Origin of the sequence: Sphingomonas sp. PP-F2F-G114-C0414 (assembly GCF_003688595.1) — a bacterium.
GTDB lineage: Bacteria > Pseudomonadota > Alphaproteobacteria > Sphingomonadales > Sphingomonadaceae > Sphingomonas.
On sequence record NZ_RCWT01000010.1, the window covers coordinates 410,450 to 434,638 of the forward strand.

The 24,189-nt window shown below is 65.9% G+C and carries 20 protein-coding genes; 8 read left to right on the forward strand and 12 right to left on the reverse strand.

Annotation, left to right across the window (positions count from 1 at the left end; translation table 11 throughout):
* Nucleotides 1-4 precede the first annotated feature (4 nt).
* The 3 genes from C8J47_RS06845 to C8J47_RS06855 are packed head-to-tail and all read left to right on the forward strand — an operon-like array spanning nt 5 to nt 2,434.
* A complete protein-coding gene (locus C8J47_RS06845; RefSeq protein ID WP_060525423.1) occupies nt 5-754 on the forward strand; it encodes a PspA/IM30 family protein in 750 nt (249 codons plus the stop codon).
* Complete coding sequence (locus C8J47_RS06850) at nt 754-1,923, forward strand: glutathionylspermidine synthase family protein (protein ID WP_121885021.1); 1,170 nt, start codon at nt 754-756, stop codon at nt 1,921-1,923. Before C8J47_RS06845 ends, C8J47_RS06850 begins: the two co-directional genes overlap by 1 nt.
* Nucleotides 1,913-2,434: an ankyrin repeat domain-containing protein gene (locus C8J47_RS06855; RefSeq protein WP_310886119.1), complete on the forward strand. Its 522-nt coding sequence runs from the start codon at nt 1,913-1,915 to the stop codon at nt 2,432-2,434. Before C8J47_RS06850 ends, C8J47_RS06855 begins: the two co-directional genes overlap by 11 nt.
* Nucleotides 2,435-2,508: 74 nt before the next feature.
* Here the strand turns inward: C8J47_RS06855 and C8J47_RS06860 are convergent, their stop codons facing one another.
* The 5 genes from C8J47_RS06860 to hppD form a co-directional block, all read right to left on the reverse strand.
* Nucleotides 2,509-3,483, reverse strand: a complete 975-nt coding sequence (locus C8J47_RS06860) for a rhodanese-related sulfurtransferase (protein ID WP_121885022.1) — start codon at nt 3,481-3,483, stop codon at nt 2,509-2,511.
* Nucleotides 3,484-3,535: 52 nt separating this feature from the next.
* Nucleotides 3,536-3,901, reverse strand: a complete 366-nt coding sequence (locus tag C8J47_RS06865; protein WP_121885023.1) for a Rieske (2Fe-2S) protein — start codon at nt 3,899-3,901, stop codon at nt 3,536-3,538.
* Entirely contained in the window at nt 3,898-4,542 is a 645-nt protein-coding gene (gene maiA, locus C8J47_RS06870; protein WP_121885024.1) for a maleylacetoacetate isomerase, read from the reverse strand. The genes C8J47_RS06865 and maiA overlap by 4 nt, the downstream gene beginning before the upstream one ends.
* Complete coding sequence (gene hmgA, locus C8J47_RS06875; RefSeq protein WP_121885025.1) at nt 4,539-5,873, reverse strand: homogentisate 1,2-dioxygenase; 1,335 nt, start codon at nt 5,871-5,873, stop codon at nt 4,539-4,541. Before hmgA ends, maiA begins: the two co-directional genes overlap by 4 nt.
* Before the next feature lie 183 nt (nt 5,874-6,056).
* Nucleotides 6,057-7,127, reverse strand: a complete 1,071-nt coding sequence (gene hppD, locus C8J47_RS06880) for a 4-hydroxyphenylpyruvate dioxygenase (protein WP_121885026.1) — start codon at nt 7,125-7,127, stop codon at nt 6,057-6,059.
* 79 nt (nt 7,128-7,206) lie between these two features.
* Here hppD and C8J47_RS06885 point away from each other — a divergent pair, with 79 nt between their 5' ends.
* Nucleotides 7,207-7,695, forward strand: coding sequence for a MarR family winged helix-turn-helix transcriptional regulator (locus C8J47_RS06885; protein WP_183129041.1), 489 nt, complete (start codon nt 7,207-7,209; stop codon nt 7,693-7,695).
* Here the strand turns inward: C8J47_RS06885 and C8J47_RS06890 are convergent.
* The gene (locus C8J47_RS06890; protein WP_121885027.1) at nt 7,650-8,525 is read right to left on the reverse strand and encodes a LysR family transcriptional regulator; all 876 of its coding nucleotides are present in this window, start codon (nt 8,523-8,525) and stop codon (nt 7,650-7,652) included. The genes C8J47_RS06885 and C8J47_RS06890 overlap by 46 nt on opposite strands.
* A gap of 102 nt (nt 8,526-8,627) precedes the next feature.
* On the opposite strand from C8J47_RS06890, the gene C8J47_RS06895 reads away from it, so the two are divergent.
* Both C8J47_RS06895 and C8J47_RS06900 read left to right on the forward strand, forming a co-directional pair.
* Entirely contained in the window at nt 8,628-10,748 is a 2,121-nt protein-coding gene (locus C8J47_RS06895; protein WP_121885379.1) for a malate synthase G, read from the forward strand.
* Nucleotides 10,723-11,250 (forward strand): gamma carbonic anhydrase family protein, encoded by a 528-nt coding sequence (locus tag C8J47_RS06900; protein ID WP_121885380.1) that lies wholly within the window; start codon nt 10,723-10,725, stop codon nt 11,248-11,250. Before C8J47_RS06895 ends, C8J47_RS06900 begins: the two co-directional genes overlap by 26 nt.
* Before the next feature lie 42 nt (nt 11,251-11,292).
* Here the strand turns inward: C8J47_RS06900 and C8J47_RS06905 are convergent, their stop codons facing one another.
* From C8J47_RS06905 to C8J47_RS06920, 4 genes are all read right to left on the reverse strand, one after another.
* Complete coding sequence (locus tag C8J47_RS06905; protein WP_121885028.1) at nt 11,293-12,597, reverse strand: OmpP1/FadL family transporter; 1,305 nt, start codon at nt 12,595-12,597, stop codon at nt 11,293-11,295.
* Between the two features lie 50 nt (nt 12,598-12,647).
* Nucleotides 12,648-13,058 carry a DUF2147 domain-containing protein gene (locus tag C8J47_RS06910; RefSeq protein WP_121885029.1) on the reverse strand — a complete coding sequence of 137 codons (411 nt, stop codon included), beginning with the start codon at nt 13,056-13,058 and terminating at the stop codon, nt 12,648-12,650.
* A 268-nt stretch (nt 13,059-13,326) separates the two neighbouring features.
* The gene (locus C8J47_RS06915) at nt 13,327-15,645 is read right to left on the reverse strand and encodes a 3-hydroxyacyl-CoA dehydrogenase/enoyl-CoA hydratase family protein (protein WP_121885381.1); all 2,319 of its coding nucleotides are present in this window, start codon (nt 15,643-15,645) and stop codon (nt 13,327-13,329) included.
* Complete coding sequence (locus C8J47_RS06920) at nt 15,645-16,781, reverse strand: thiolase family protein (RefSeq protein ID WP_121885030.1); 1,137 nt, start codon at nt 16,779-16,781, stop codon at nt 15,645-15,647. Before C8J47_RS06920 ends, C8J47_RS06915 begins: the two co-directional genes overlap by 1 nt.
* 131 nt (nt 16,782-16,912) lie before the next feature.
* Between C8J47_RS06920 and C8J47_RS06925 the strand changes: the two genes are divergently transcribed.
* Complete coding sequence (locus tag C8J47_RS06925; protein WP_259467416.1) at nt 16,913-18,598, forward strand: long-chain fatty acid--CoA ligase; 1,686 nt, start codon at nt 16,913-16,915, stop codon at nt 18,596-18,598.
* Nucleotides 18,595-18,987, forward strand: coding sequence for a MerR family DNA-binding transcriptional regulator (locus C8J47_RS06930; RefSeq protein WP_121885031.1), 393 nt, complete (start codon nt 18,595-18,597; stop codon nt 18,985-18,987). The genes C8J47_RS06925 and C8J47_RS06930 overlap by 4 nt, the downstream gene beginning before the upstream one ends.
* Nucleotides 18,988-19,208: 221 nt before the next feature.
* Here C8J47_RS06930 and C8J47_RS06935 read toward each other — a convergent pair whose 3' ends face one another.
* Nucleotides 19,209-21,680: a PhoX family phosphatase gene (locus C8J47_RS06935; RefSeq protein ID WP_121885032.1), complete on the reverse strand. Its 2,472-nt coding sequence runs from the start codon at nt 21,678-21,680 to the stop codon at nt 19,209-19,211.
* A 52-nt stretch (nt 21,681-21,732) separates the two neighbouring features.
* Entirely contained in the window at nt 21,733-24,129 is a 2,397-nt protein-coding gene (locus C8J47_RS06940) for a TonB-dependent receptor domain-containing protein (protein WP_121885033.1), read from the reverse strand.
* Nucleotides 24,130-24,189: the final 60 nt, after the last annotated feature.

Genomic DNA, 24,189 nt, shown 5'->3' on the forward strand with positions numbered 1-24,189 from the left:
TGGCATGGCCATCTGGAGCAAGCTTTTCACCCTCGGTCGCGCCGGTGCGCATGAAGCGGGTGCGGCGGTCGTCGACGCGAACGCGCTGCGTATCCTCGACCAGGAAATTCGCGATGCCGACAAGGCGCAGGGCAAGGCACGCGACGATCTCGCGGGGCTGGTAGCGCGTCGTCGCATCCTCGAAACCGAGGTCGAGAGTTTCCGTGCTCAGGCAACCAAGTACGAGGCTTCGGCGCGGATCGCGGTCGAGAAGGGCAACATGGATCTCGCGCGCCAGGTCGCGCAGAGGATCGCCGATCTCGAACAGGACATCGCGCTGAAGTCCCCTCAGGTCGAGGACATGCGCGCCGCCGAGGAGCAGATCCACACCGCCGTCGCGCAGACCGACCGCAAGATCGAACAGCTCCGCCGCGAGGTCGAGGTCGTGAAGGTCAACGAGTCGGTGCAGAAGGCGCAGGCCTCGGTCGCGTCGGGCAGCATGGGTGCGGGCAACAAGCTGGGCTCGGCAGCGGACAGCCTCGCGCGTATTCGTGAACGCCAGGCGATCCGCGGCGAGCGGATCAAGGCGGCGGGTGAGTTGGAAGACCGTCGTACTGGTGCCGATCTCGACGAGAAGCTGCGGCTCGCGGGTATCGGCCCCGGCCAGTCGTCCGCGGACGACGTGCTCGCGCGCCTGACCGCACCGAAGACGCCGGAACTCGGCCAGACGCTGCAGATCGGGCAGCGCGACGACTCCAAGACGTCGGACTCCTGATGCGCCGGATCGCGGTCGACCCGCGCGGCGACTGGCGCGAGCGGGCCGACGCGATCGGGTTCGTCTATCACGACACGGATGGCGAACCCTATTGGGACGAGGGCGCGGCGTATGCCTTCACGCTGGCGGAAATCGAGGATGACCTCGAACCCGCCGCGGAACAGCTGCACGCGATGTGCCTCGATCTGGTCGACGAGGTGGTCCGCGATCAGCAACTGATGGAACGTCTCGCGATCCCGCGCGAGCAATGGAACTACGTTGCGGAGACGTGGCGGACGCGCCAGCCATCGCTCTACGGGCGGTTCGATTTCGCGTATGACGGCACCGGGCCGGCCAAGCTCTACGAGTATAATGCCGACACGCCGACCTCGGTGTTCGAATGCGCGACGTTCCAGTGGATGTGGCTGGAGGACCTGCTCGCCAGCGGTGCGCTGCCGGCAGGGACCGATCAGTTCAACAGCCTGTTCGACAAGCTGCGCGAGCGGTTCCGGGCGCTGTTTCCGAGCGGCGGCTTCGTCCATTTCGCGGCGGATGCGAGTGCCATCGAGGACCGCCAGACGGTGCGGTTCTTCGAGGATCTGGCGTCGCAGGTCGGGATCGAGCCGAAGTTCGTCGAGATGAAGGATATCGGCCTCGCTGCGGACGGGCGCTTCGTCGACACCGACGGCTTCGAGGTGCAGGCCGCGTTCAAGCTGTATCCGTGGGAGTTCATGCTCCGCGAGCCCTATGCGCCGAACCTGTCGCGCGCCGACGTGCGCTGGATCGAGCCCGCGTGGAAATCGATCCTGTCGAACAAGGGCATCCTGCCGTTGCTGTGGGAGCGGCATCCCGAGCATCCGAACCTGCTCCCCGCGTTCTTCGACGACGATCCCGCCGCGAAGATTCTGGGGCCTAAGTATGTGCGCAAGCCTTTGTTCTCGCGTGAGGGGGCGAACGTCGAGGTGATCGGCGAGGACGGCCACGCGGTGCTCGACCAGGGGTATGGCGCGGAGGGCGCGGTCCGCCAGGCCTATGCGCCTCCACCCGTGTTCGACGGCCGCCATCCGGTGATCGGCGCGTGGATGGTCGGCAACGAAGCCGCGGGGATCGGCGTTCGGGAGGATGACACGGTCGTGACGCGCAATCTCGCGCGGTTCGTGCCGCATATCATCGAGGCGAATGATGACTGACGCGCGAGACCTGCCCCCGTTGCCGCCGATGGAGCGACTGGTCGAACTGATGTTCGATGCCGCACGGACGGGGCGGGACGAGATGATCCCGGCGTTGTTGCAGGCGGGCGTGGATATCGAGGTGACCGATGCGAAGGGCTACACGCCGCTGGTGATCGCCAGTTACAATGGCCAGGCCGAGGCGACGGCGGCGCTGCTCGCGGCAGGTGCGCAGGTCGACGGCGCAGCTGACGCGCGGGGTAACACCGCGCTGATGGGCGTCTGCTTCAAGGGCTATGCCGAGATCGCGCAGATCCTGATCGATGCGGGTGCCGACGTGAACCGACGGAATGGCGTCGGCCAGACGGCGCTGATGATGGCGGCGCTGGTAAACAAGACGGCGATCATCGATCTGTTGTTAGAACACGGTGCGGACCCGGCGATCGTCGATGCGGCAGGGAACAGCGTGCATTCGCTGGCGGTGTCGCAGGGCAATGCGGCTTTGGCCGAGCGCTTCGCAACGACCGGCTAACTCCTCCAAAGTGTTCACCCGCGAAGGCGGGTGCCCAGACTGGGCACCCGCCTTCGCGGGTGAACAAGCTTCTGTCAGTCGTCAGCCTCTCGCTCAGCACCGGCATGAGTCTTAGGCAACACCGCCCCGACATGCGCCTCGCCCCGCGCCTCCGCCAACCGAACCTGCCGCTCCCGCTCGGCATAGCCCGCACGCTGAGTCTCATCCCGCGCATCATGACACGCCGGGCAACTCACCCCCTCGAGATACAGCGCAGACGACCGATGCGCGACACTCACCGGCATCCGGCACGCATGACACAGGACATGGCTTCCCAACGCGAGCCCATGTCCGACCGCAACCCGCTGATCGAACACGAAACACTCCCCCTCCCACAGGCTCTCCGCCGCGGGCACGGTCTCCAAATATTTCAGGATGCCGCCCTTGAGGTGATACACCTCGTCCAGTCCCTCGGCCTTCAGAAACGCGGTCGACTTCTCGCAGCGTATCCCCCCGGTGCAGAACATCGCGATCTTCGGCGGCGGGCCGTCCCCGACCAGCTCGTCACGATGCTCGCGAAACCACGCCGGAAAATCGCGGAACGTCCGCGTCTGAGGATCGACCGCGCCGGCGAACGTGCCGACCGCGACCTCGTAATCGTTGCGCGTGTCGATCACGATCGTCCCCGGCTCGGCGATCAGCGCGTTCCAGTCCGCCGGCTCGACATAATGGCCGACGCCCTCCAGCGGATCGATCGCAGGCTCGCCCATTGTGACGATCTCGCGCTTCAGCCGGACCTTCATACGGTGGAACGGCATCACCGCGGCGCGCGATTCCTTCACGTCGAGGTCGGCACACCCCGGCAGCGCGCGAATATGCGCGAGCACCGCGTCGATCCCCACTTCGGACCCGGCGATTGTCCCGTTGATCCCCTCGGCGGCAAGCAGCAGCGTCCCCTTCACGCCGTTCGAGCAGCACACGAGCGCGAGCGGCGGCTGGATAGCGGCGATATCGGCGAACGGCGTGAAGCGGTACAGCGCCACGACGCGGATGGGCAGGGTTTCGGTCATCGGTTCATCGTGCAGGGGGGGGGCGCTCCCTTAGCGCAAGTCGTCCGCCGCGTCAGCCTCCGGTGATGATCATCCCGTCGACCACTGCGACGGGCCATGGCGTCAGCCGCGTGCCCCCGCACGGTCCGCCGACGCACGCGCCGCTGTCGATCTCGAACAACGCGGAGTGCCAACTGCACGCGATCAGGTCTCCGCGCGGCGTGAGGTAGTCGTCGAGCACCTGCGCGAGCGGCAGTCCCATGTGCGGACAGCGATCGACAAAGCCGAACACCGCATCATCCTTGCGCACGACGAAGCCATGGAAACGGCCGGCGCGCATCTGCAGCACGAAGTTCCGCGCCTTGCCGTCGGCGACGGCATCGAGTGGCACGAGTTTGATCCCGCCCGGCGTCGCGGTCAGCCGTTCGCCGTCGCTCATGCGCGGTCGGCATCTGGCTGCCGGTCCGGGTGCGCGGCGGCGAAGGCGGGGAGGGCGCGGGCTTTGTCGGCTGCGGCCTCGAGGCGGGGGTAAGGCGAGAGATCGACCGCAAACCGTTCCGCGGAGTAGACCTGCGGGACGAGGTGACAATCGGCGATCGTCGGTGTCGCGCCGAACGCGAAGCCGTTACCATAGCGCGCGATCTGCGTCTCGAGCGCGGCGAAACCGTCGCCGATCCAACGCGCAATCCAGCGGTTCACCGCCGCCTCGTCGGCCCCGAACTCGGTGCGCAAGGTGTTCAGGATACGAAGATTGTTAACCGGATGAATGTCGCAGGCGATCGTTGCGGCCATCGCACGGACGATCGCGCGGCCGTTCGCGTCGGCGGGGAGCAGCGGGGGATCGGGATAGGTCTCGTCGATCCATTCGAGGATCGCGGGGCTCTGTGTCAGGACCGCGTCGTCGTTCTCCAGCGCCGGCACGAGTCCGTGCGGGTTGAGCGAGCGATAACCGGCGTCGCGTTGCTCGCCTTTGCGAAGGTCGTGCGTGACCTGCGCATACGCCACGCCCTTCAGCGCCAGCGCGATGCGGACTCGGTAGGCGGTGGTCGAGCGCCAGTAGCCGTGCAGCGTCAGGCTCACTTCGGCAGGATCGCCTTGGGAAAATCCGACCAGACCGCATCGTAATCGAGCTGCGAATGCTCCAGCGCATAGGCGGTCGGCTTGTACGGCCAGCAGCTCTCCAGCATGAAGGCCATCGTCCCGTCGATCTTGTGCGGCTTCAGGTCGGCCGCGCTCGCACCCTGCCAGCTCGCCAGATCCGGCCCATGGCCCGACATGAGGTTATGCAGCGAGATGCCGCCCGGCGCGAACCCTTCGGCCTTCGCGTCATACGCGCCGGTGATCAGCCCCATCGCTTCGGACATCACGTTGCGGTGGAACCAGGGCGGGCGGAACGTCCCCTCGGCGACCATCCAGCGCGGCGGGAAGATCACGAAATCGGCGTTCGCGCGACCGGGCACATCGCTCGGCGAGGTCAGCAGCGTGAAGATCGACGGATCGGGATGGTCGAAGCTGACCGTGTTGATCGTGTTGAACCGTGACAGGTCGTAGCGCCACGGCGCAAGGTTGCCGTGCCACGCGACAACGTCGAGCGGCGAGTGATCGAGTGTGGTGGACCACAGCGAACCCATGAACTTCTGGACGACCTCGACCGGTTCGTCGCGGTCCTCGAACCACGCGACCGGAGTCTCGAAATCGCGCGGGTTGGCGAGGCCATTGGCGCCGATCGGACCGAGATCGGGCAGGCGGAACAGCGCGCCGTGATTCTCCGCGACATAGCCGCGCGCTTCGCCATTGGGGAGTTCGGCGCGGAAGCGGACGCCGCGGGGGATCAGCGCAATCTGGCCGGGGGCGATGTCGATCCGGCCGAGTTCGGTCAGCAACCGGAGCCGTCCGGCCTGCGGCACGAACAGCAGTTCGCCGTCCGCATCCATGAAAACGCGCGAGGTCATGTCGGTGTTGGCGGCGTAGACGTGGAGTGCGACACCTTCCAGATCGGCGGGATCGCGGTTGGCGAGCATCGTCGTCATGCCGTCGATCAAATCAGTGCCGGGGGCGGGCGCCTCGATCGGGTCCCAGCGCAGGCGGTTGGGCGCGAGCGGCGCGTCGGTCGTGCCGGGCGCGAACCGCTTTGCGCCGGTGTAGCGCTCGAATGGCGGATGTTCCGCGGTCGGGCGCATTCGGTAGAGCCAGCTGCGACGGTTCTCATGGCGGGGCGCGGTGAAGGCGGTGCCGGAGAGCTGCTCGGTATAGAGGCCGAACGCGGGACGCTGGGGCGAATTGCGGCCGATCGGGAGCGCGCCGGTGATCGCCTCGGTCGATACGTGGTTGCCGAAGCCGGGCTGATACGCCGTGTATTCGGTCTGGCCGGCGGTCTCGCCTGCGGCATTGGTCGGCTGGTGGATTGTCATGGCTTCCTCTCCGTCACCTGTTCCGATCAACGCCCGAACCGCCGGCCGTTCAAACTCTTTTCGAACCGCGACCCCGTCGGTCACGGCGAAGCCGCGCCCTATGGGACGGCACCGTCCGCGCCGGCCGGTCGACGGCAGCGCCTGCGCGCTGCATCCCGACCGAAGCTGCGCTTCAATCCTCGATCAGGCGTCGACGGTGATCACGCCGCGGCGGATCTGGTCAAGCTCGATCGACTCGTACAACGCCTGGAAATTGCCGTTGCCGAAGCCTTCATTCCCCTTGCGCTGGATGATCTCGAAGAAGATCGGCCCGAACATGTTCTCGGTAAAGATCTGGAGCAACAACCCCTCTTCGCCGACATTGCCGTCGATCAGGATGCGGTTGCGGCGCAGGCGTTCGAGGTCGTGGCCGTGGTTCGGCACGCGCTTGTCGACCAGCTCGTAATAGGTCTCGATCGTGTCCTGCAGCTTGACGCCGCGGGCGCGGAGCTTCTCGACTGTCTCGAAGATATCGTCGGTGGTCAGCGCCAGATGCTGGATACCCTCGCCGTTGTAATCCTTGATGAATTCCTCGATCTGGCTCTTGTCGTCCTGGCTCTCGTTGAGCGGGATCCGAATCGCGCGGTCGGGCGCGATCATCGCCTGGCTGAACAGCCCGGTCGCCTTGCCCTTGATGTCGAAATACTTTTGCTCCTCGAAGCCGAAGATCTGCCCGTAGAACTCCGCCCAGGTCCGCATCTGGCCACGCTTCACGTTGTGCGTGAGGTGATCGAGCAGATCGAGGCCGACGTTGTTCTCGGCCTCGGCTTCGGCAGCGCCAGGAACCGCATTCCAGTCGTCGTACAGGCTGCCGGCCGCGCCATGCTTGTCGACTAAATACAGTAGCGAACCGCCGATCCCGTCGAGCACATAGCTACCCTCGCCGAGTGCACCCATGCTGGCATCGGCCGCCTTGGCACCGCGTGCGAGCGCCGCATCGAACGCCGCCTTGGCGTCATGGACGCGGAACGCCATGCCGCTCGCCGACGGGCCATGATCTGCGCGGAATGCCGCCGCATGGCCACCGTCCTCACGGTTGAGCAACAGGTTGATGCGGCCCTGCTTGTAGCGCGTAACGGCCTTGGTCGGGTGGGTCGAGGCGGCGACGAAGCCGAACTGCTCGAACTGCGCGGCCATCCGGTCGGGATCGGGCGAAGTGAATTCGGCGAACTCGAACCCGTCGAGACCCATCGGGTTTACGTCCATATGGTCCATGATCACATCCTGACAGTTGGTATCCGTTGTTACCAATCTGCCGGGTTGAACAACTGGTGTCAATCGTTACGATTTCCACATGGCTCACCGTGCACTCGTTCTGGACGATTTCATCCCGTATCGCCTGTCGATCACTTCGAACCTCGTGAGCGAGGCGGTCGCGGATACGTATGAGGCACTGTTCGGGCTGACGATCCCGGAGTGGCGGCTGGTGGCGGTGGTCGCCGAGGCGAACGGCATCACGCAGCAGCAGGTCGGCCAGCAGACCCGAATGGACAAGGTCACGGTGAGCCGCGCGGCGATCGCCTTGGTCGAGCGCGGGCTGATGCAGCGGCATGCGAACCCGGAGGATCGTCGCTCGCACCTGCTGAAGCTGACCGAGGACGGTCACACGCTCTATGCCTCGGTCGCACCGAAGGCGCTTGATCTGGAACGCCGCATCTTTGCCGGGTTCTCAAGGGCGGAGGTCGAGCAGTTCGTCGCGATGCTGCGGCGGATCGATGCGGTGACGATCGACCTCGTTCAGGACTCCCACGGCGGCATTGGCGACCAGAGACCGCGCAGGTAATCGAGTAGTGCAGCGGTACCCGACGACACCGGGCCGCGCGCATGCACTGCATAGATACCCACGTCGGCGGAACCCGCCAACTCGGGCAAGACGCGGACGAGACGGCCGCTCGCAAGATCTGCGCTAACGTCCCAAAGCGAGCGCAGCGCGATGCCGACGCCGGCCAGCGTGAGTTCGCGCACGACTTCGCTGGAGTTGGTCGCGACATAGCTCGGGCGATCGATCGTAACGTCGCCCTCTGGTCCGGCTAGGCGCCAAGGCATCTGGCCCTTCGCTGCGAGCAGGCGGTGTTCCGTAAGATCGACAGGGTCGCGCGGCGCTTTATAGCTCGGCGCAGCGCAAAGGACGCGACGGCTGTCGGCTAGGCGATGACCGGTAAGGCTCGGCGGCACGGCTGGAGCTATCCGGATCGCGAGGTCCAGCCGATCGCCGATCACATCCGAGAATCCGTCCGACAGGTCGAGATTGAGTTCGATCGCCGGATAGGCGTCGAGGAACGGCTTGAGGTGCGGCGCGATGTGGAGGCGGCCGAACGATGTAGGTGCGCTGACCCGTAATGGTCCGGCCGGCGTATCCGTACGGTCCGACACGCGCGCCTCTGCGTCGCGGATCGCGGCGAGGATGTCCACCATGTCGCGGTGATACGCGGCGCCCCGCGCGGTGAGGTCGAGGCGGCGCGTCGTCCGGTTGAGCAACCGCACGCCCAGCCGCGCCTCCAGCCGCGCGATGCGCTTCGAGACCATTGCCGGTGAGATACCCATAGAACGCCCCGCCGCGCTGAGGCTGGCGGTGCGGACGACTTCGGCGAAGAGGACGATATCGGGGTCCATTCGTTCTCCAGGCGATCAACAGCTTTCCGTTTATGATGTCTAGTGGCGAAGGTGGCGGGCGTCTATCGTGCTGAAAGAGCATAGGAGAGCAGCATGGCCGAGATGATCGAAAAGGCAGGCCTGAAGGTCGCCGCATCGCTGGTGGACTTCATCGAAACGCAGGCGTTGCCGAGGACGGGGCTTGAAGCCGCCCCGTTCTGGAAAGGCGTTTCCGATATCTACGCGCGGTTCGCGCCGGAGAATGCCGCGCTGCTGGCGGTCCGCGACGACCTCCAGGCGAAGATCGACGCGTGGCACGAAGCCCGCGCCGGCAAGCCGATTGATCAGGCGGAGTACCAAGCGTTCCTGCGCGAGATCGGCTATCTGGTCGACGAGCCGGCGCCGTTCGCGGTCGCCCCGACCAACGTCGATGCGGAGGTCGCCGCGCTCGCCGGCGCGCAGTTGGTGGTGCCGATCCTCAACGCCCGCTTCCTGCTGAACGCGGCGAACGCGCGGTGGGGGAGCCTGTACGACGCGCTCTACGGCACCGACGCGATCCCGGGTGCTGCTGCCGGCAAGGGCTATGACGCGGCGCGCGGCGCGCATGTTATCACGTGGGCGAAGGCGTTTCTCGACGACGCCGTGCCCTTGGCGAGCGGGTCGTGGACCGGCTGGGCCGGTGGCACGCCTCAGCTTGTCGATCGGAGCCAGCTCGTCGGGCATGCGGGCGACAATATCCTGTTGCGTCACAACGGTCTGCACATCGAACTCGTGATCGACTCTGAGCATCCAATCGGTCGCGACGACCCTGCGAACCTTGCCGACGTCGTGCTTGAATCCGCACTTAGTACGATCGCCGATCTCGAGGATTCGATCGCCGCGGTCGATGCCGACGACAAGGTGGTCGCCTATGCCAATTGGCTCGGGCTGATGAAGGGCGACCTGACCGCGAGCTTCGACAAGGGCGGCCGCACGATCACGCGCTCGCTCGAACCGGACCGGCGGTACACCGCGCCCGACGGCAGCGCGTTCACGCTTCCCGGCCGCAGCCTGATGTTCGTGCGCAACGTCGGCCACCTGATGACCACGCCTGCGATCCTTCTCGCTGACGGCAGCGAGGCACCCGAAGGCATCCTCGACGGCATCATCACGTCGCTGATCGCGCTGCACGACCTGAAAGGCGCGGGCCCGATCCGCAACAGCCGCGCGGGCTCGATCTACATCGTCAAACCGAAGATGCACGGCCCCGACGAAGCCGCTTTCGCCAACCGGCTGTTCGACGCGATCGAAGACCTGCTCGGTGTCGCGCGCCACACGATCAAGGTCGGCGTGATGGACGAGGAGCGGCGTACGTCCGCCAATCTCGCCGCCTGCATCGCCGCGGTGAAGGACCGGGTGGTGTTCATCAACACCGGCTTCCTCGATCGCACCGGCGACGAGATGCACACCTCGATGAGGGCGGGGCCGATGATCCGAAAGGGCGACATGAAGGCCTCCTCGTGGATCAAGGCGTATGAGGATCGCAACGTCCAGATCGGGCTCGCCTGCGGGCTCAGCGGCAAGGCGCAGATCGGCAAGGGCATGTGGGCCGCGCCCGACCGGATGGCGGATATGCTGGAGCAGAAGATCGCGCATCCGATGACCGGCGCGAACACCGCCTGGGTGCCGTCACCGACCGCGGCCACGCTGCACGCGACGCACTACCACCGCGTCGACGTGTTCGCGCGGCAGGCGGAGCGCAAGGCCGAGCCGATCGCCTCGCTCGATGCGCTGCTGACGATCCCCGTCGCGACCGGGCACAACTGGCAGCCCGACGAGGTGCGCGAGGAACTGGAGAACAATGCGCAGGGGATCCTCGGCTACGTCGTGCGCTGGGTCGACCAGGGCGTCGGGTGCTCGAAGGTCCCCGACATCCACGACATCGGCCTGATGGAGGATCGCGCGACGCTGCGGATCAGTTCGCAGCACATGGCGAACTGGCTGCTCCACGGCATCGCCACGCCCGACGAGGCGGACGCGGCGCTGCGGCGGATGGCGGCGAAGGTCGACGCGCAGAATGCGGACGATCCGCTGTATCGGCCGATGGCGGGGCATGAGGACGAGAGCCTCGCGTTCCAGGCCGCCCGCGCGCTCGTGTTCGATGGCCTGACGCAGCCGAGTGGATATACCGAACCGCTGCTCCACGCGTATCGGGCGCGGGTGAAGGAAAGGGATGCCGATGCCACTCTACGCGATCGAGGGTAAACGACCGACGCTGGCCGACGACGTCTGGGTCGCGCCGTCCGCCGACGTGATCGGCGACGCGCGGCTGGGGGAGGGGGCAAGCGTCTGGTTCGGTGCGGTGATCCGCGCGGACAACACGCCGATTCTCGTCGGCGCGCGGACCAATATCCAGGAGGGCGCGATGCTGCACTCCGATCCCGGCGCGCCGCTGACCGTCGGCGAAGGCTGCACGATCGGCCATCACGCGATCCTTCACGGCTGCACGATCGGCGACAACGTGCTGGTCGGAATGGGGGCGACGATCCTCAACACCGCGGTGATCGGCGAGAATTGCCTGATCGGTGCGAACGCGCTGGTGACGGAAGGCAAGGTCTTCCCGGCCGGCAGCCTGATCGTCGGCGCGCCTGCCAAGGCTGTACGGGAATTGTCGCCGGAAGCGATTGCCGCGCTGAAGACGTCGGCTTCGGCGTACGCGGCCAAGCAGCGCGTCTATGCCGAGGGCCTGAGACTGATCGAAGTATAAGATCCTCCCCCGCGAGGGGGAGGATCTTGAAGGCGGACGCTATCAGAAAGTGACCCGGCCACCCAGCGACAGCACGACCGCGTGCGCGTTCTGGAGGAAGCCGTTGGTGATGATCGGCGTCTGCGCTGCGGTTCCCGCATAGGCTGCGGTTACCCGGTCGATCGTCGTATCCGAGAAGTCGACATAGCTCGCCGCCGCGTCGAGCGCGATGTGCGAGGTCAGCTGGTACGAACCACCCGCGGCGTAGGTCCAGCGGTCGGCGTCCGGCACGCGCGCATCGCGCAGGCCGTTCTGCGTCGGCGTCTTGGTCCGCTGCACGCCGGCGCGGATCGTCGCCTTGGGGGTGACGTCATAATCGAAACCGCCCGCAAGGCTCCAGCTATCACGATAGTTCTCCGGGATCGCGGTGTTCAGCGGCGCGCCCAGATTGATCGTGTCGAACTTGCTCCAGTTGTACGCGACCACCTGCGCGTTCAGCGTCAGGGCGCTGGTGGCGCGGACACGGCCGGCGACGATTACCTGGCCCGGCGTGTTGAAGCTGGCTTTCGCACCGTCGAGCGACACGTTCGACCCCGCCAGCGGACCGACCAGCCCGGAGATGTCGAGGCTCCCCTTCAGATTGTGGCGGATGCTCGACTTGTAGCTGATGCCGACGGTGGCGAAGTCGTTATGCAGCTGTACGCCTGCGGTCCAACCGAAATCCCAGCCATCGCCCTTGAGTTGCTGGAAGCCGTCCGGCAGCGCCGCCGACACGTTGGGCAGCGCGTTGTTGAGGGTGGCGTCGGTATACTCGACGTTCAGTGCACCACCGACGCGCAGCCAGTCGGTCACCGCGATGCCGATCGATGGCTGGATGTCGATCGTGCGCAAGCGGGTCTTGTCCGCGCTGTACCGAGCCCAGCTGTTCTTCTCGTAGTTGGTCGTGAAGCTGAACGGCGACGTCACGGACACGCCGATGGCGATCCGGTCGGTGAGCGGATAGGCGACCGCACCCGACGGAACGACACCGTTGTTGATCGGATCGCGCGATGTGCCGTTGCCGCCGACGGGTGCGAAGGCCTGCCCTGGACGGCGGATCACCGTGCCGTTGTCGATTACGTCGCCCTTGGGCAGGATCGCGGTGGCGCTGATTGCGGCGCTGCCATCGCGGATGCCGGCGATCGCGGCGGGGTTCCACCACAGCGACGAAGGGCCGGTATCGGCGCCTTCACCGGAAAAGGCGCGCCCTGCGCCACGCGCCGACTGCGCCTCGAGATAAAATGCATCGGCATACGCGGTGCTGGCAAACCCGAAGGCGGACACGAGCGCGGAAACCGCGAGAAGCGGGGCTTTGGTGCGAAACGTCATGGATAAGATCCTGAAAGCTATACTGATAGTGGAAGACGGAGCGGTGCGACTCAGCGCACGCGCGTCCAGGTCTGGGTCTTGCAGAGCGGGAAGAAGACGCAGCCGCGCAACTTGAGCTGGTTCGCGCCGAGCGGGGTGATCTTGCCACTGTAGGTCTTGCCGTCCTCGGCATTGTAGACCTGACCGCTGCTCCACACGCCGTCCTTGTCGGGCTTGAACCCGCTCAGCATCTGCATGCCCTGGATCGGACGATTGCGGAGTGCGGTGTTCGAGTTGTTGGCGTCCTTCATCGAAGGATTGGCGCGCAGCGCGTCGGAGGTGAGGATCTTGCCGCAGATCGACGGGCCGCAGCGGGCGATCTCGACGATGGCGTTGTGCGTCTCGGTCTTCCAGCGGCCAATGACGGTCTCGGCGGTGGCGGGCGCGCCCGCGAGCAATGCACCGATAATCAACAGGGACATCTTCTATCCTCTCCTTGGATGTAGGGACGCCGTATCTGTACGGTCGTTAAAATCTTGTCAGGCCAGCGACGTTACCGCGAGCTTGCTGCCGTATACGGCATGTATCGTTTGGCCGTAGAATTGTACGAAGACAAGTCAAGTCTTCTTACTGATTCCGGGCGGTGAAAAAGTGTTCATTCGCGTGGTGTTCCCCCGCGAAGGCGGGGGCCCAGGGTAACGAACGCGGCGCTGCTTGATCCTGGGCCCCCGCTTTCGCGGGGGAACAGAGTCAGTTGCGGAGAGGCTTGCCGGTTTGCAGCATATGAACCACCCGAGCCTGGGTCCGCGGATCCTTGACGCTCGCCATGAACGCCGCGCGTTCGAGGTCGAGCAACTGGTCTTCAGTCACCGTGTCGACCAGATCCGCCTCACCACCGGTCAGCACCTCGGCGAGCCGATCCGCGACGACGAGGTCGTAGTCGGTCGCCATGCCCTTCTTGTGGAAGTCCGCGACCGCCATGTTCAGCCCCGTACGGCCACTCGCACCCGCCAGACGAAACGTCGGCTTCTCCGGCGCTACATAGCCCTCGACCAGCGACAGCGCCTTGGCTTTCGCATCCGCCAGCAACCGATCACGGTTCATCGTGATGCCGTCGGCCTCGCGCAGGATCATCATCTCCTTCGCCTCCGCCGCCGACTTGGCGACCTGCGCGGTGGAGACAGCCTGGAACACCTTGGTCAGCACCGGCATCGGCCCGTTCGGCAGCGTGCGCGACTTGGTCCAGCGGTCGAGCATCTCGCCATTGCCGCCCCAGCCGGGGACGAGCCCGACGCCGCACTCGACGAGCCCTGCATAGGTCTCGGCATGCGCCTGCACCGCATCGGAGTGGAGCAGGATCTCGCAGCCACCACCGAGCGCGAGCCCGGCGGGTGCGCTGACGACCGGGAAGGGCGCGTATTTGAGCGCCTTGTACGCCTGCTGCCCGCCCGAGACGCTTGCCTCGACCATGTCCCACAGGCCAGCGCCGACCGCGAACATCGCCGCGCCGAGGTTCGCGCCCGCCGAGAAGTTCGACGCCTCGTTATACACCACCAGCGCCTTGAAACGCTCGCGGACGACCGGGATCGCCTCGTTAATGAGCGCCACGACCTGGTCGTCGAGCGCGTTCATCTTGGTGTGGAACTCGAGCGCCGCGACGCCGTCGCCGACGTCCCAGAGCGACGCCGACAGGTTCTGGAGGATCGGCTGCGAGCGGAGCTTGATGTCCTCCAGCAGTTCGACGCCGTCCGCGCGCGGCACGTCGGCATACTCACCGGCGGCGGTGAGATACTGACGCTGGCCGTTCTCGACGCGGTAGAACGGACGATCGCCCGCGGTCGTCAGGATCGCAGGAACGTCGCGACCTTCCTCGGCGAGGCGCGCGGCGAGGAGACCCGGCCCCATGCGGTCGATCAGCTCGAACGGCCCGTATTTCCAGTTATAGCCGAGCTTCATCGCGTCATCGATCGCGACGACATCGTCCGCAGCTTCACCGACCAGCATCGCCGCGTAGGAGAGCACGCTACCGAGGATCGTCCACGCATAGGTGCCGATCTTGCCCGGTTCCGCGATCAGCGCGGCTAGGTCCTTGCCGGTCTTGCCCGGCAACTCCGCGGGCTTGGCTTCCGCGCGGTAATCGCCGGTCGCGAGATCGAGCGACAGCTTGGTCCGCGTCGCCTTGTCGAACCGGTAGAACCCGCCCTTGCCCTTGCGGCCGGTGAACCCGTCCGCTATCATCTTGTCGACCAGCGGCAGTGGGCGGAGCGTATCGAAATACGGATCGCCCGCGGGCAGCGTGGACGACAGGCTCTTCGACAGCAGCGGCATCAGATCGACGCCGACGAGGTCGACGAGCCCGAAGATCCCGGTCTTCGGCACGCCCATCGGACGGCCACCGATCTGGTCGGCCTCCTCGACGGTCAGCCCCTGGTCCATCGCCGCGTTGATCGCGATCGCCAGCCAGTAGGTGCCGATGCGGTTGGCGATGAAGCCCGGCGTGTCCTTCGCACGGACGATCCGCTTGCCCATGAAGCGATCGACGAAATCCTCGACCTTCTCGGCGACCGCGACGTCGGTTGCCACGCCGCGGACGATCTCGACCAGCCGCATGTAGCGCGGCGGGTTGAAGAAGTGCGTGATCAGGAAGTCGGCCTTGAACTGGTCCGAGCGCCCCTCCACCAAGTTGCCGAGCGGGATCGTCGAAGTGTTCGACGACACCGCGGTGCCGGGGCGCTTCAAAGTCTCGAGCTTGGCATACAGCGCCTGCTTGATGTCGAGCCGCTCAACGATCGCCTCGACGATCCAGTCGCACTCGGCGACGCGACCCAGATGATCGTCGATGTTGCCCGTCTCGACCAGCTTGGCCGCACGCTTCGACATGAAGGGGGCAGGGTCGGTCTTGAGCATCTTGGCGACCGCGCCCTTGGCCACTGCGTCGCGGTCGTCACCCTCGCGGGGAACGATGTCGAGCAACAGCACCGGGATGCCGGCATTGGCGACCTGCGCCGCGATGCCCGCACCCATGACGCCTGCGCCGATGACGCAGACCTTTTTCACAGCGTCGACCATCATGCGCGCTCCAGCACCGTAGCGATGCCCTGACCGCCGCCGATGCACTGGGTGGCGAGCGCATAGCGGCCACCTTCGCGCGACAAAAGCGCAGCAGCCTTGCCGACGATCCGAGCGCCGGTCGCACCGAGCGGATGACCGATCGCGATCGCGCCGCCATCGAGGTTGATCGTCTCGTCCTTGAGGCCCAGATCGCGGATGCAGGCGATCGCCTGGCTCGCGAACGCCTCGTTGATCTCGACCACGTCGAGGTCGGCAACGGTGATCCCGGCACGCTCCAGCGCCTTCTTCGATGCACCGATCGGGCCAAGCCCCATCGTCTCGGACGCGCAACCCGACACACCGATCGACTTGATCCGCGCGAGGATCGTCAGGCCGTGCTTCTTGGCGAACTCTTCCGAGGTGACCAGCACCGCGGACGCACCATCGGTCAGCGGCGACGAGGTGCCGGCGGTCACCGAGCCATCCGCGCTGAACGCAGGCTTCAGGCCGGCGAGCGCCTCGGTGGTCGTGCCGGCGCGGATCGTGCCGTCCTGGCTGACCGGGCCCGCCTTGGTCTGGATCGTCACGATCTCGTCGGACAGCCGGCCATCGGCGCGCGCAGCCGCCGCCTTGTCCTGGCTCTTCACTGCGAACGCATCCTGCTCGGCGCGCGTGATCTGGTACTGCCGCGCGACGTTCTCGGCGGTCTCGCCCATGCCCATGTACGCGCCCGCGCTCTTCTTCGCGAGCTCGGGGTTGGGCAGGGGGTTGTAGCCGCCCATCGGTACGCGGCTCATCGATTCGAGCCCCGCGCAGATGAACGCCTCGCCCGCGCCGACCGCGATCTGGCCATAGGCGATGTGGATCGCGCTCATCGACGATCCGCAGAACCGGTTGACCGTCATGCCGCCGACCGAGATCGGCAGGTCGGCGATCTGTGCGATCAGCTTGGCGACATTGAGGCCCTGCTCGCCCTCGGGGAAGGCGCAACCGAGGATGATGTCCTCGATTTCGGCCGGATCGACGCCGGCTTTGTCGAGCAACCCGCGAATCGTCTGCGCGGCGAGATCGTCCGGACGGACGCGGGCGAGTTCGCCCTTGCCGGCGAGGTGGAACGGCGAACGGGCGTACCCGGCGATGACGACGTTGGTCACGATGATCCTCTCATATTGCGGTCGACCCGGTTAACGCTTGCGGGTTACCCTTAAGGTGCGATACCTCACCTTTACGTCAAGGTGAAGCGGCCGACAATATGGCTTACGCACACCATGTTATGGAGAGCGAGATGCAGGACACTTCCGGGGGCAAGGCAATCGGCGTACCGTTGCTGGGCGAGCCGCGGCTGCTGGGCGACATGCTCGACCTGTCGGTGCGTCGGTTCGGGTCGCGCAACGTGCTCGACTTCATGGGGCGGACGCTGACCTATGCCGAGCTCGGCGAGCAGGTCGACCGGGCAGCGCGGGGGCTCCAGGACATGGGCGTCGTGAAGGGCACGCGCGTCGCGCTCTGCCTGCCGAACACGCCCTATTATCCGATCCTGTTCTTCGCGATCCTCAAGGCGGGCGGGGTCGTCGTCAACGTCAACCCGCTCTATGTCGAGCGCGAACTGGCGCATCTGCTCGAGGATTCGGGCGCGACGATCATCGCCACCTGCGACATCGCCGAGATCCACGCGCGCGTCCTCAAGGTCGCGGGGCAGATGGGTGTGAAGCACGTGATAACCTGTCCGATCTCAGGCGCTCTGCCGACGCTGAAGTCGATCGCCTACCGCATCTTCAAGCGCGCCGAGATCGGTCGGGCACCGACTGACGCGCGCCATTCCACGTTCGACGCGCTGCTCAAGGCGAAGGGTGCGCCGTCCCCCGTTACCGTTTCCCCGGACGAGGTCGCGGTGCTGCAATATACCGGTGGGACCACGGGCGAGCCCAAGGCGGCGATGCTCAGCCACGCCAATCTCGTTGCGAACGCGGATGCGATGGTCGTCTTCGTCGGTGGCGAGCAACCGCACCAGGACCGCGTGCTCGGCGCGCTGCCGATGTTCCACGTCTTCGCGCTGACCACCGTGCTGACCTACTCGATCCGCACCGGCGCGGAGATGATCCTGATGCCGCGGTTCGAATTGCAGCAATTGCTCAAGACCATCGACCGCGCCAAGCCGAGCTATTTTCCCGCGGTGCCGACGATCTACGCCGCGATCACCACGGCGGCGGAGACGCAGAAGATCGACCTGTCCTCGATCCACGCGTGCATTTCGGGCGGTGCACCGCTGCCCGCCGAGGTCCGCACCGCGTTCGAGGCAGCGACCGGCGCCAAGCTCGTCGAGGGCTATGGCCTGTCCGAAGCCTCGCCGATCATCACCTGCAACCCGATCGACGACATCAACAAGCCGGGCTCGGCGGGCTTGCCGTTCCCAGGCACGACGATCGAGATCCGCGACCGCGAGGATCCGACCCGGCTGCTGCCGATCGGCGAGAATGGCGAGATCTGCGCGCGCGGGCCCCAGATCACGCAAGGCTATTGGCACAAGCCCGCTGCCACCGCGGACCTGTTCGCCGACGGTGCGCTGCGTACCGGCGACGTCGGGCATCTCGACGCGGACGGTTATCTGTTCATCGTCGACCGGATCAAGGACCTGATCCTCGCCGGCGGCTACAACGTCTATCCGCGCGTGATCGAGGAGGCGCTGTACGAACACCCCGCGGTGCTCGAAGCGGTGGTGATCGGCGTGCCCGACAAATACCGCGGCCAGGCTCCCAAGGCGTTCGTCGTGCTGGCCGAAGGTTTGGTCGCTACCCCGCTAGAACTGCGCGATTTTCTGCGCGACAAGATCAGCAAGATCGAGCTTCCCCGCGAGGTCGAAATCCGCGACAGTCTCCCCAAGACGTTGATCGGCAAGCTATCCAAAAAGGAACTTGTCGCTGAAGAGACCGCAAAGGCGGCGGCGTCGGAGGCGAGGGGAGTGGACGCGTGAACGACCGACAGGACGATCTTACCGGCATACAGGAGGTCTCGCGCATGCTCGGCGTGAGCGCGCGGACGCTCCGCTTCTATGAGGATAAGGGGCTGATCGAGCCCTGCCGGATCGGCACGACGCGGGTCTACACGCGGCGCGAAGTGGCGCGGATGCAGTTGATTTTGCGTGGCAAGCGTCTCGGCTTCACGCTGCGCGACATCGAAGAGTTCCTCGACCTCTACGACGCCGACCCTCAGCATGTGGAGCAGATGCGCGCGCTGGCCGAACGTTGCCGCCAGCGGATCGACCTGCTCGATGCGCAACGCGAGGCGATCGTCCAGACGCGGGATGAGTTGGAGAAGATCGAGCAGGAAGCGCTAGCGCGGATCCCGGCTGGGTCGGTCTGATAGCTACGGCTGCTCGTGAGAGACGAGTGTCAAGCCTATGACAACGATACCATTTGGCGAGAATGGACCACCCCGGCGAAGGCCGGGGCCCAATTGGGAAAGCCGAGGTAACAACGCACAGCGCTGATGAGCGACGTCCCCCAATTGGCCCCCGGCCTTCGCCGGGGTGGTGCGTTAGTCGGTCCTTCCCCTTGCGGGGGAGGATCAGCAAACTCCGACGCTTAAAGCCCCACAACACCCCCGTCGGTCTTCGTGATCACGATCGTCGCTGACCGCGGCCGTGACGGAGCCGTCACCGCACCCGCCTGGTTCGCCGGCCAGCTGCTCGTGATGTTGGTCGGCCCGCCATTCTCGCCGGGATGCTGGATGTTCACGAACAGCGAGCGACCATCCGGCGTCGTATGGATACCGGTGATCTCGCACTCCTTCGGCCCGACCAGGAAGCGGCGCAGTGCCGCCCCCGGTGCCTTGCCGATCCGCGTCGTCACCGAGCCGGTTGCCGCACCAATCGTGTTGGTCACCGTCCGCGTACCGCCATCGTTGACGATTCCCGGCACCGAGGCGAGCAGCATGCAGTTGGTGACGTCGGTGTACGCACCGTCGTCGGTCTCGATCCACATCACCGGCGCGATCGTCCCCGACGCATTGCTCGGCAGGCCGAACCAGAGGCCGTCCGGCGACGAGAAGTCGTTGGTCGCATCAAGCCCCGACAGGTTGATGTTGGTCGCATCCAGATCGGAGCCGGCCCCGAACGCATAGATGTCCCACGCGAAGGTCGTCGCTTCCGACGTATCGCCCGTCTCGCGCAGACGGATGATGTGACCGTTGGCGTTACCGGTGTTCTGGCCGGTGGTGGTCTTCGGATCGACATAGGCGCGCGGATTGGACGCATCCGCGGTCGCGACGGTCCGCGACGAGTTGTTGGTGAGCGTGCAATACATCTCGCCGGTGGTCGGATTGACCGCCGTCCACTCCGGTCGATCCATCCGCGTCGCACCGAGTGCATCAGCGGCGAGGCGCGTGTTGATCAGCACATCGATCTGGCTTGAGAACGGATACGCCGCATTGGCCGAGGTGAGAGGTCCCTGACCGAACACCAGCGGTAGCCACTGGCCGCTACCGTCCGCTGCGAACTTGGCAACATAAAGTGTTCCGGTATCGAGATACTTGTCGCCGATCGTCAGGCGGTTCGCCGCGGTCGCATCCGCCGCCGACCACGGCGTGGCCGACACGAACTTGTAGATATACTCGTTCTGCGCGTCGTCGCCCATGTAGAACGCGGGCTTCACGCCCGCGATCGTCCGGCCGATCTGGCAGCCCTCGTGGTTCATGCGACCGAGCGCGGTCCGCTTGCGCGGTGTCGAGGCGGGATCGAACGGGTCGATCTCGACGACCCAGCCATAGTGGAAGATCTCATTGCGGAAATCGCCCGTCCCATCGGCCGGCGCGCCGGCCTGCGCGGTGATGTTCCAGCGCGAATAGATCGTGCTGGTCGTGTCCGCCGGCGTCACCGTCGACCACCCGTAATTGCCGCCGGTGTTGCTCTCGGACTTGCCGTAGCGAGTCAGCGAGGTGTTCGCCTTGACGCCCACGGCGCCGGTCGCAGCACGCCGCGCCGCGTCACCGACTTCGCGCTTGAAATACCCGACCCAGTTCTCTTCGTTCGTCAGGTAGGTGTGCCAAGGCATTGTACCATTGGCGCAATTGTTGATCGTGCCTCGTCCCGTCGTGGCGTCGGGCGAGTAGCGCGTCTTGAGGCTGTCGGCGCCGCGCACCGGCCCCGAGAAGCTCATCGGCGCCAGTGGGGTGATGCGGCGGTTGAACGACGAGGTGGTGACATAGCTCCATGCGGCGGCGCGGCTGATCTCGATCACCGACACGCCGTGGCACTCCATCTCCTTCAGCGCTTCGGCTTCGGGACGGACGCCGCCGGTCGTGGTCGGGCCGTTCGGATGGAGATAGGCCTGGGTGATGTTCTCATGGTTGAGCACGAGCAGGCCGCGGGTGTTGCCGTTGGCGTCCGGCGTACCGGTGGCGGACATGCCGAAATAGCTCATGCCATCATGATGATCGCCGGCGCGCTTCGAGAAGGTCGCGTCGGTACCGTCATTGGCATAGGCGCCGACGCCGCTGCCGATGGGATCACCGAGCCGGTACAAGACCGTCACCGCGTAACCCGCAGGCACTGCAACGACATCCGCGAGGCTCTTCGCAACGGCGGTGAAGCCCAACGAGGCCGCGCCGACGGTCACGCTGGTCGTAGCGCTGACCGAACCGCTGGCCGAAACTGCGGTGAACTGGAAGCTGAGGACGGTCCCGGCAGCGGCGCCCGGTACGACGAAGGTCGCGGTGGCGGTCGAGGCTCCGGCGAGCGTGACGGCGGGGCCGGCAGTCTGCGTCCAGGTCACGCTGTCGACGTGGCCGATCGCTGCACCGGTCAGCGTCGCGACGCGGCCTGCGGTCGAGCTGCCGCCTGCGGTCGCCGTGACCGTGACGGGGCTCGCGCCGCTGTCGCTGTCGTCGTCGCAGCCGGTCAGCAGCATGCCGCCGAACACCGCCGCGGCGGTTGCCGACATGCCGCCCATCAACGTCTGACGGCGCAAATAGCGGACCTCGATCAGGTCGTTGAGATGCGGGTTGGCGGTCGGATTGGTGTCGATATCGCCGTCGGTATAGATGGTTTCGAACGTCATGATTGGTCCCCCCGGGGATGAATGGTCGGTGCGGTCGCGGCTAGGTGGCGGATCAGAACTTCGCGCCCAGTTCGATGCCGTAGAAGCGCGGTTCGCCGGCGATGTAGGTCGGGATGCCGAAGCCCCCGCCGGTGTTACCCGCGTCGATCAGATAGCGCTTGTTGGTCGCGTTGCGGACGAACCCGCCGACGCTGTAGCGGCCTTGCGCGAACTCGAGCCCGGCGCGCGCGTTGACGAGCGTGTAGCCCGGCGTGCTGACCGCCTGGCTGTTCGGCAGCTCGAAGAACACCTTGGTCCGGTAGTTTATGCTCGGCGTCGCGTAGAGCGTCGCACCACCGACCGGCAGCCGCAGCATCAGGCCACCCGATGCGGTCGTCTCCGGCTGGAGACGGAAGCGATTGCCCGCGAACACGCCGTTCGCCGCCTCGTCGCCGATGCCGCCATCGATATAGGAAAACGTCGCGAAGGCAGAGAGATACGAGGCGAGCTGCAGATTGCCTTCGAGCTCGACGCCGAGGTTCTTGGCCGATCCGGCGCTCTGCGTTGTGGTGACGCCGTTGTTGGTGATTGACACCTGAAAGCCGTCATAGGTCTGGTAGAACACCGACGCCGCGCCGGTGAACGGTCCGACCCGCCCCTTGATGCCGCCTTCGTAGTTCCAGACATTCTCCTGCGGCACGACCTGCAGGTTCGGACCGACGCCGAATGCGGTGTTCTGCGCTGCGAGCTGGACTACCGGCGAGCGGCGACCCTTGCTGATCGTGGCGTAGAGATTGACGTCGTCGTTGAGCTTCAGCAGCGCATTGAAGCGCGGCAGGATCGCGGTGAAGCTCTTCTCGGCAACGAACTTGTTGCCGTTGGTGTTCGCCGTTCCGAGCAGGCTGGTGCGAATGCCAAGCGCCGCGAGGATCACCGAGTTCGGCTGGACCGACGAATAGCCCGACTGGCGATCCTCGATCAGGATGCGCGCGCCAGCGGTGAGTTCGAGCGCGGGTACCGGGATGTAGGTCGCGTCGGCGAACACCGAGTAGGTGTTGTTCCTGCCATAGTTCGTGAACTCGGCGGCGTAAGGTATTGCGGTTGCACGGCCACCGGTGAGCGCCGCGGTCGCCCGCGTGGCCGGGATCGTACCGTTCGGTGCGACGCAGGACGTCCCTGTGGCGATGCCTGCACCGTTGAGCGCCGTGCGGATCGGTGCGTAGGCGGCCGCGACCGAGCAAGCGAGGTACGTGCCCTCTTCGGTCGCGAACGGGACGCGCTGATACCCGTTCTCGAAGAATGCGTTCCAGCCTACCGAGGCGCGATACTTGGGTCCTTCGAAGGCGAAGCGGCTCTCATGGCTCCACTGGTCGCCCTTGGCATCCTCGGCGAATTCGAGATACGCGGCCGGGCCGCCGTCGGCATCGAACACTTCGAGAGCGTCGAACCGGCGGTACCCGTTGACCGTCGTGAAGGTGATCCCGGGCGACAGGTCTGCGGTGATCGTCAGGTTTGCGTCATAGACGTTGCGGTCGAGGCCAAGCTTGCGTGCGCCGAGAACCGCGGCGCTGTACGGCGAGCCCGACAGTTCGGCATAGCCGTAATCGCCGGTCTGGCCGCCGGTCGGGGCATGCGCGCGGCTCTTGAAGGCGGTGCCGGGGTTGCGCTGACCGTCATAGGTCAGGACGAGATCGGCGGTGACGCTGTCGCTCGGGCGATAGCGCAGCGAGCCGCGCAGGCCACGCTGGTCCTGGCCGTTCAGATCGTCCTGGTCGACGCCACCCTGGTTCTGGTTCGGGACCTTCGGATCGCCGGCGATGTTGCGGACATAGCCGTCACGGTATTTGTACGCGAACGCGATCCGCCCGGCGAGCACATCGTTGCCGGCGTTGAGGAAGCCCGACACCTGCGTGCGGTTGAAATTGCCGTACGAGCCGTTGATCGCGCCCGATGTGCCGGGCTGCGGTTTCGCCGATATGACGCTGATCGCGCCGACTGCCGCGGCGGTGCCGAACAGCGTCGCTTGCGGGCCCTTCACGACCTCGATCCGCTCGAGATCGAACAGGTCCTGATACGCGCCACGTGACCGGCTAATGTCGATGCCGTTGTAATACAGCGTGACGCGCGCGCCCTGCTGCGACGAGCCGTTGTCCGAGGTGATGCCGCGGATCACGAAGCCCGGGTTGTTCGCGCTCTGCTCCTGGATCTGCAGACCGGGAATGTAGGCGGCGACCTCGCTCAGCGAATTGACACCGATCGATGCCATCTTCGCACCGGTAATCGCCGTGACGGTAACAGGGACATCGGCGATCCGCTGTTCGCGCTTCTGTGCGGTGACGACGATCTCGTCGTTCGGGGTGGCGGAAGCCGTGGCTCCCGTGCCGGGCTCCGTCGTCGCCTGGGCCAGTGCCGCGGTCGAGCAGGTCGTGGCGAGCGTCGCAAGCGCGAGCCGCGTAAAGATGCGTGTCATTGTGTCCCCCGTGTTCGTGCATCGGCACTAGGCAGGGAACGTGACGGTTAAACGGCGTCT

Excerpts from the sequence above, each read along its gene's own strand:
- C8J47_RS06860 (WP_121885022.1), bottom strand. The coding sequence starts at position 3,483 with ATGACCGAAACCCTGCCCATCCGCGTCGTGGCGCTGTACCGCTTCACG.
- hppD (WP_121885026.1), bottom strand. The coding sequence starts at position 7,127 with ATGGACCATATGGACGTAAACCCGATGGGTCTCGACGGGTTCGAGTTC.
- C8J47_RS06915 (WP_121885381.1), bottom strand. The coding sequence starts at position 15,645 with ATGGTCGACGCTGTGAAAAAGGTCTGCGTCATCGGCGCAGGCGTCATG.
- C8J47_RS06940 (WP_121885033.1), bottom strand. The coding sequence starts at position 24,129 with ATGACACGCATCTTTACGCGGCTCGCGCTTGCGACGCTCGCCACGACC.
- C8J47_RS06910 (WP_121885029.1), bottom strand. The coding sequence starts at position 13,058 with ATGTCCCTGTTGATTATCGGTGCATTGCTCGCGGGCGCGCCCGCCACC.
- C8J47_RS06925 (WP_259467416.1), top strand. The coding sequence starts at position 16,913 with ATGCAGGACACTTCCGGGGGCAAGGCAATCGGCGTACCGTTGCTGGGC.
- C8J47_RS06855 (WP_310886119.1), top strand. The coding sequence starts at position 1,913 with ATGATGACTGACGCGCGAGACCTGCCCCCGTTGCCGCCGATGGAGCGA.
- C8J47_RS06895 (WP_121885379.1), top strand. The coding sequence starts at position 8,628 with ATGATCGAAAAGGCAGGCCTGAAGGTCGCCGCATCGCTGGTGGACTTC.
- C8J47_RS06905 (WP_121885028.1), bottom strand. The coding sequence starts at position 12,597 with ATGACGTTTCGCACCAAAGCCCCGCTTCTCGCGGTTTCCGCGCTCGTG.
- C8J47_RS06865 (WP_121885023.1), bottom strand. The coding sequence starts at position 3,901 with ATGAGCGACGGCGAACGGCTGACCGCGACGCCGGGCGGGATCAAACTC.
- C8J47_RS06850 (WP_121885021.1), top strand. The coding sequence starts at position 754 with ATGCGCCGGATCGCGGTCGACCCGCGCGGCGACTGGCGCGAGCGGGCC.
- hmgA (WP_121885025.1), bottom strand. The coding sequence starts at position 5,873 with ATGACAATCCACCAGCCGACCAATGCCGCAGGCGAGACCGCCGGCCAG.
- C8J47_RS06845 (WP_060525423.1), top strand. The coding sequence starts at position 5 with ATGGCCATCTGGAGCAAGCTTTTCACCCTCGGTCGCGCCGGTGCGCAT.
- C8J47_RS06935 (WP_121885032.1), bottom strand. The coding sequence starts at position 21,680 with ATGACGTTCGAAACCATCTATACCGACGGCGATATCGACACCAATCCG.
- C8J47_RS06900 (WP_121885380.1), top strand. The coding sequence starts at position 10,723 with ATGCCACTCTACGCGATCGAGGGTAAACGACCGACGCTGGCCGACGAC.
- C8J47_RS06890 (WP_121885027.1), bottom strand. The coding sequence starts at position 8,525 with ATGGACCCCGATATCGTCCTCTTCGCCGAAGTCGTCCGCACCGCCAGC.
- C8J47_RS06885 (WP_183129041.1), top strand. The coding sequence starts at position 7,207 with ATGGCTCACCGTGCACTCGTTCTGGACGATTTCATCCCGTATCGCCTG.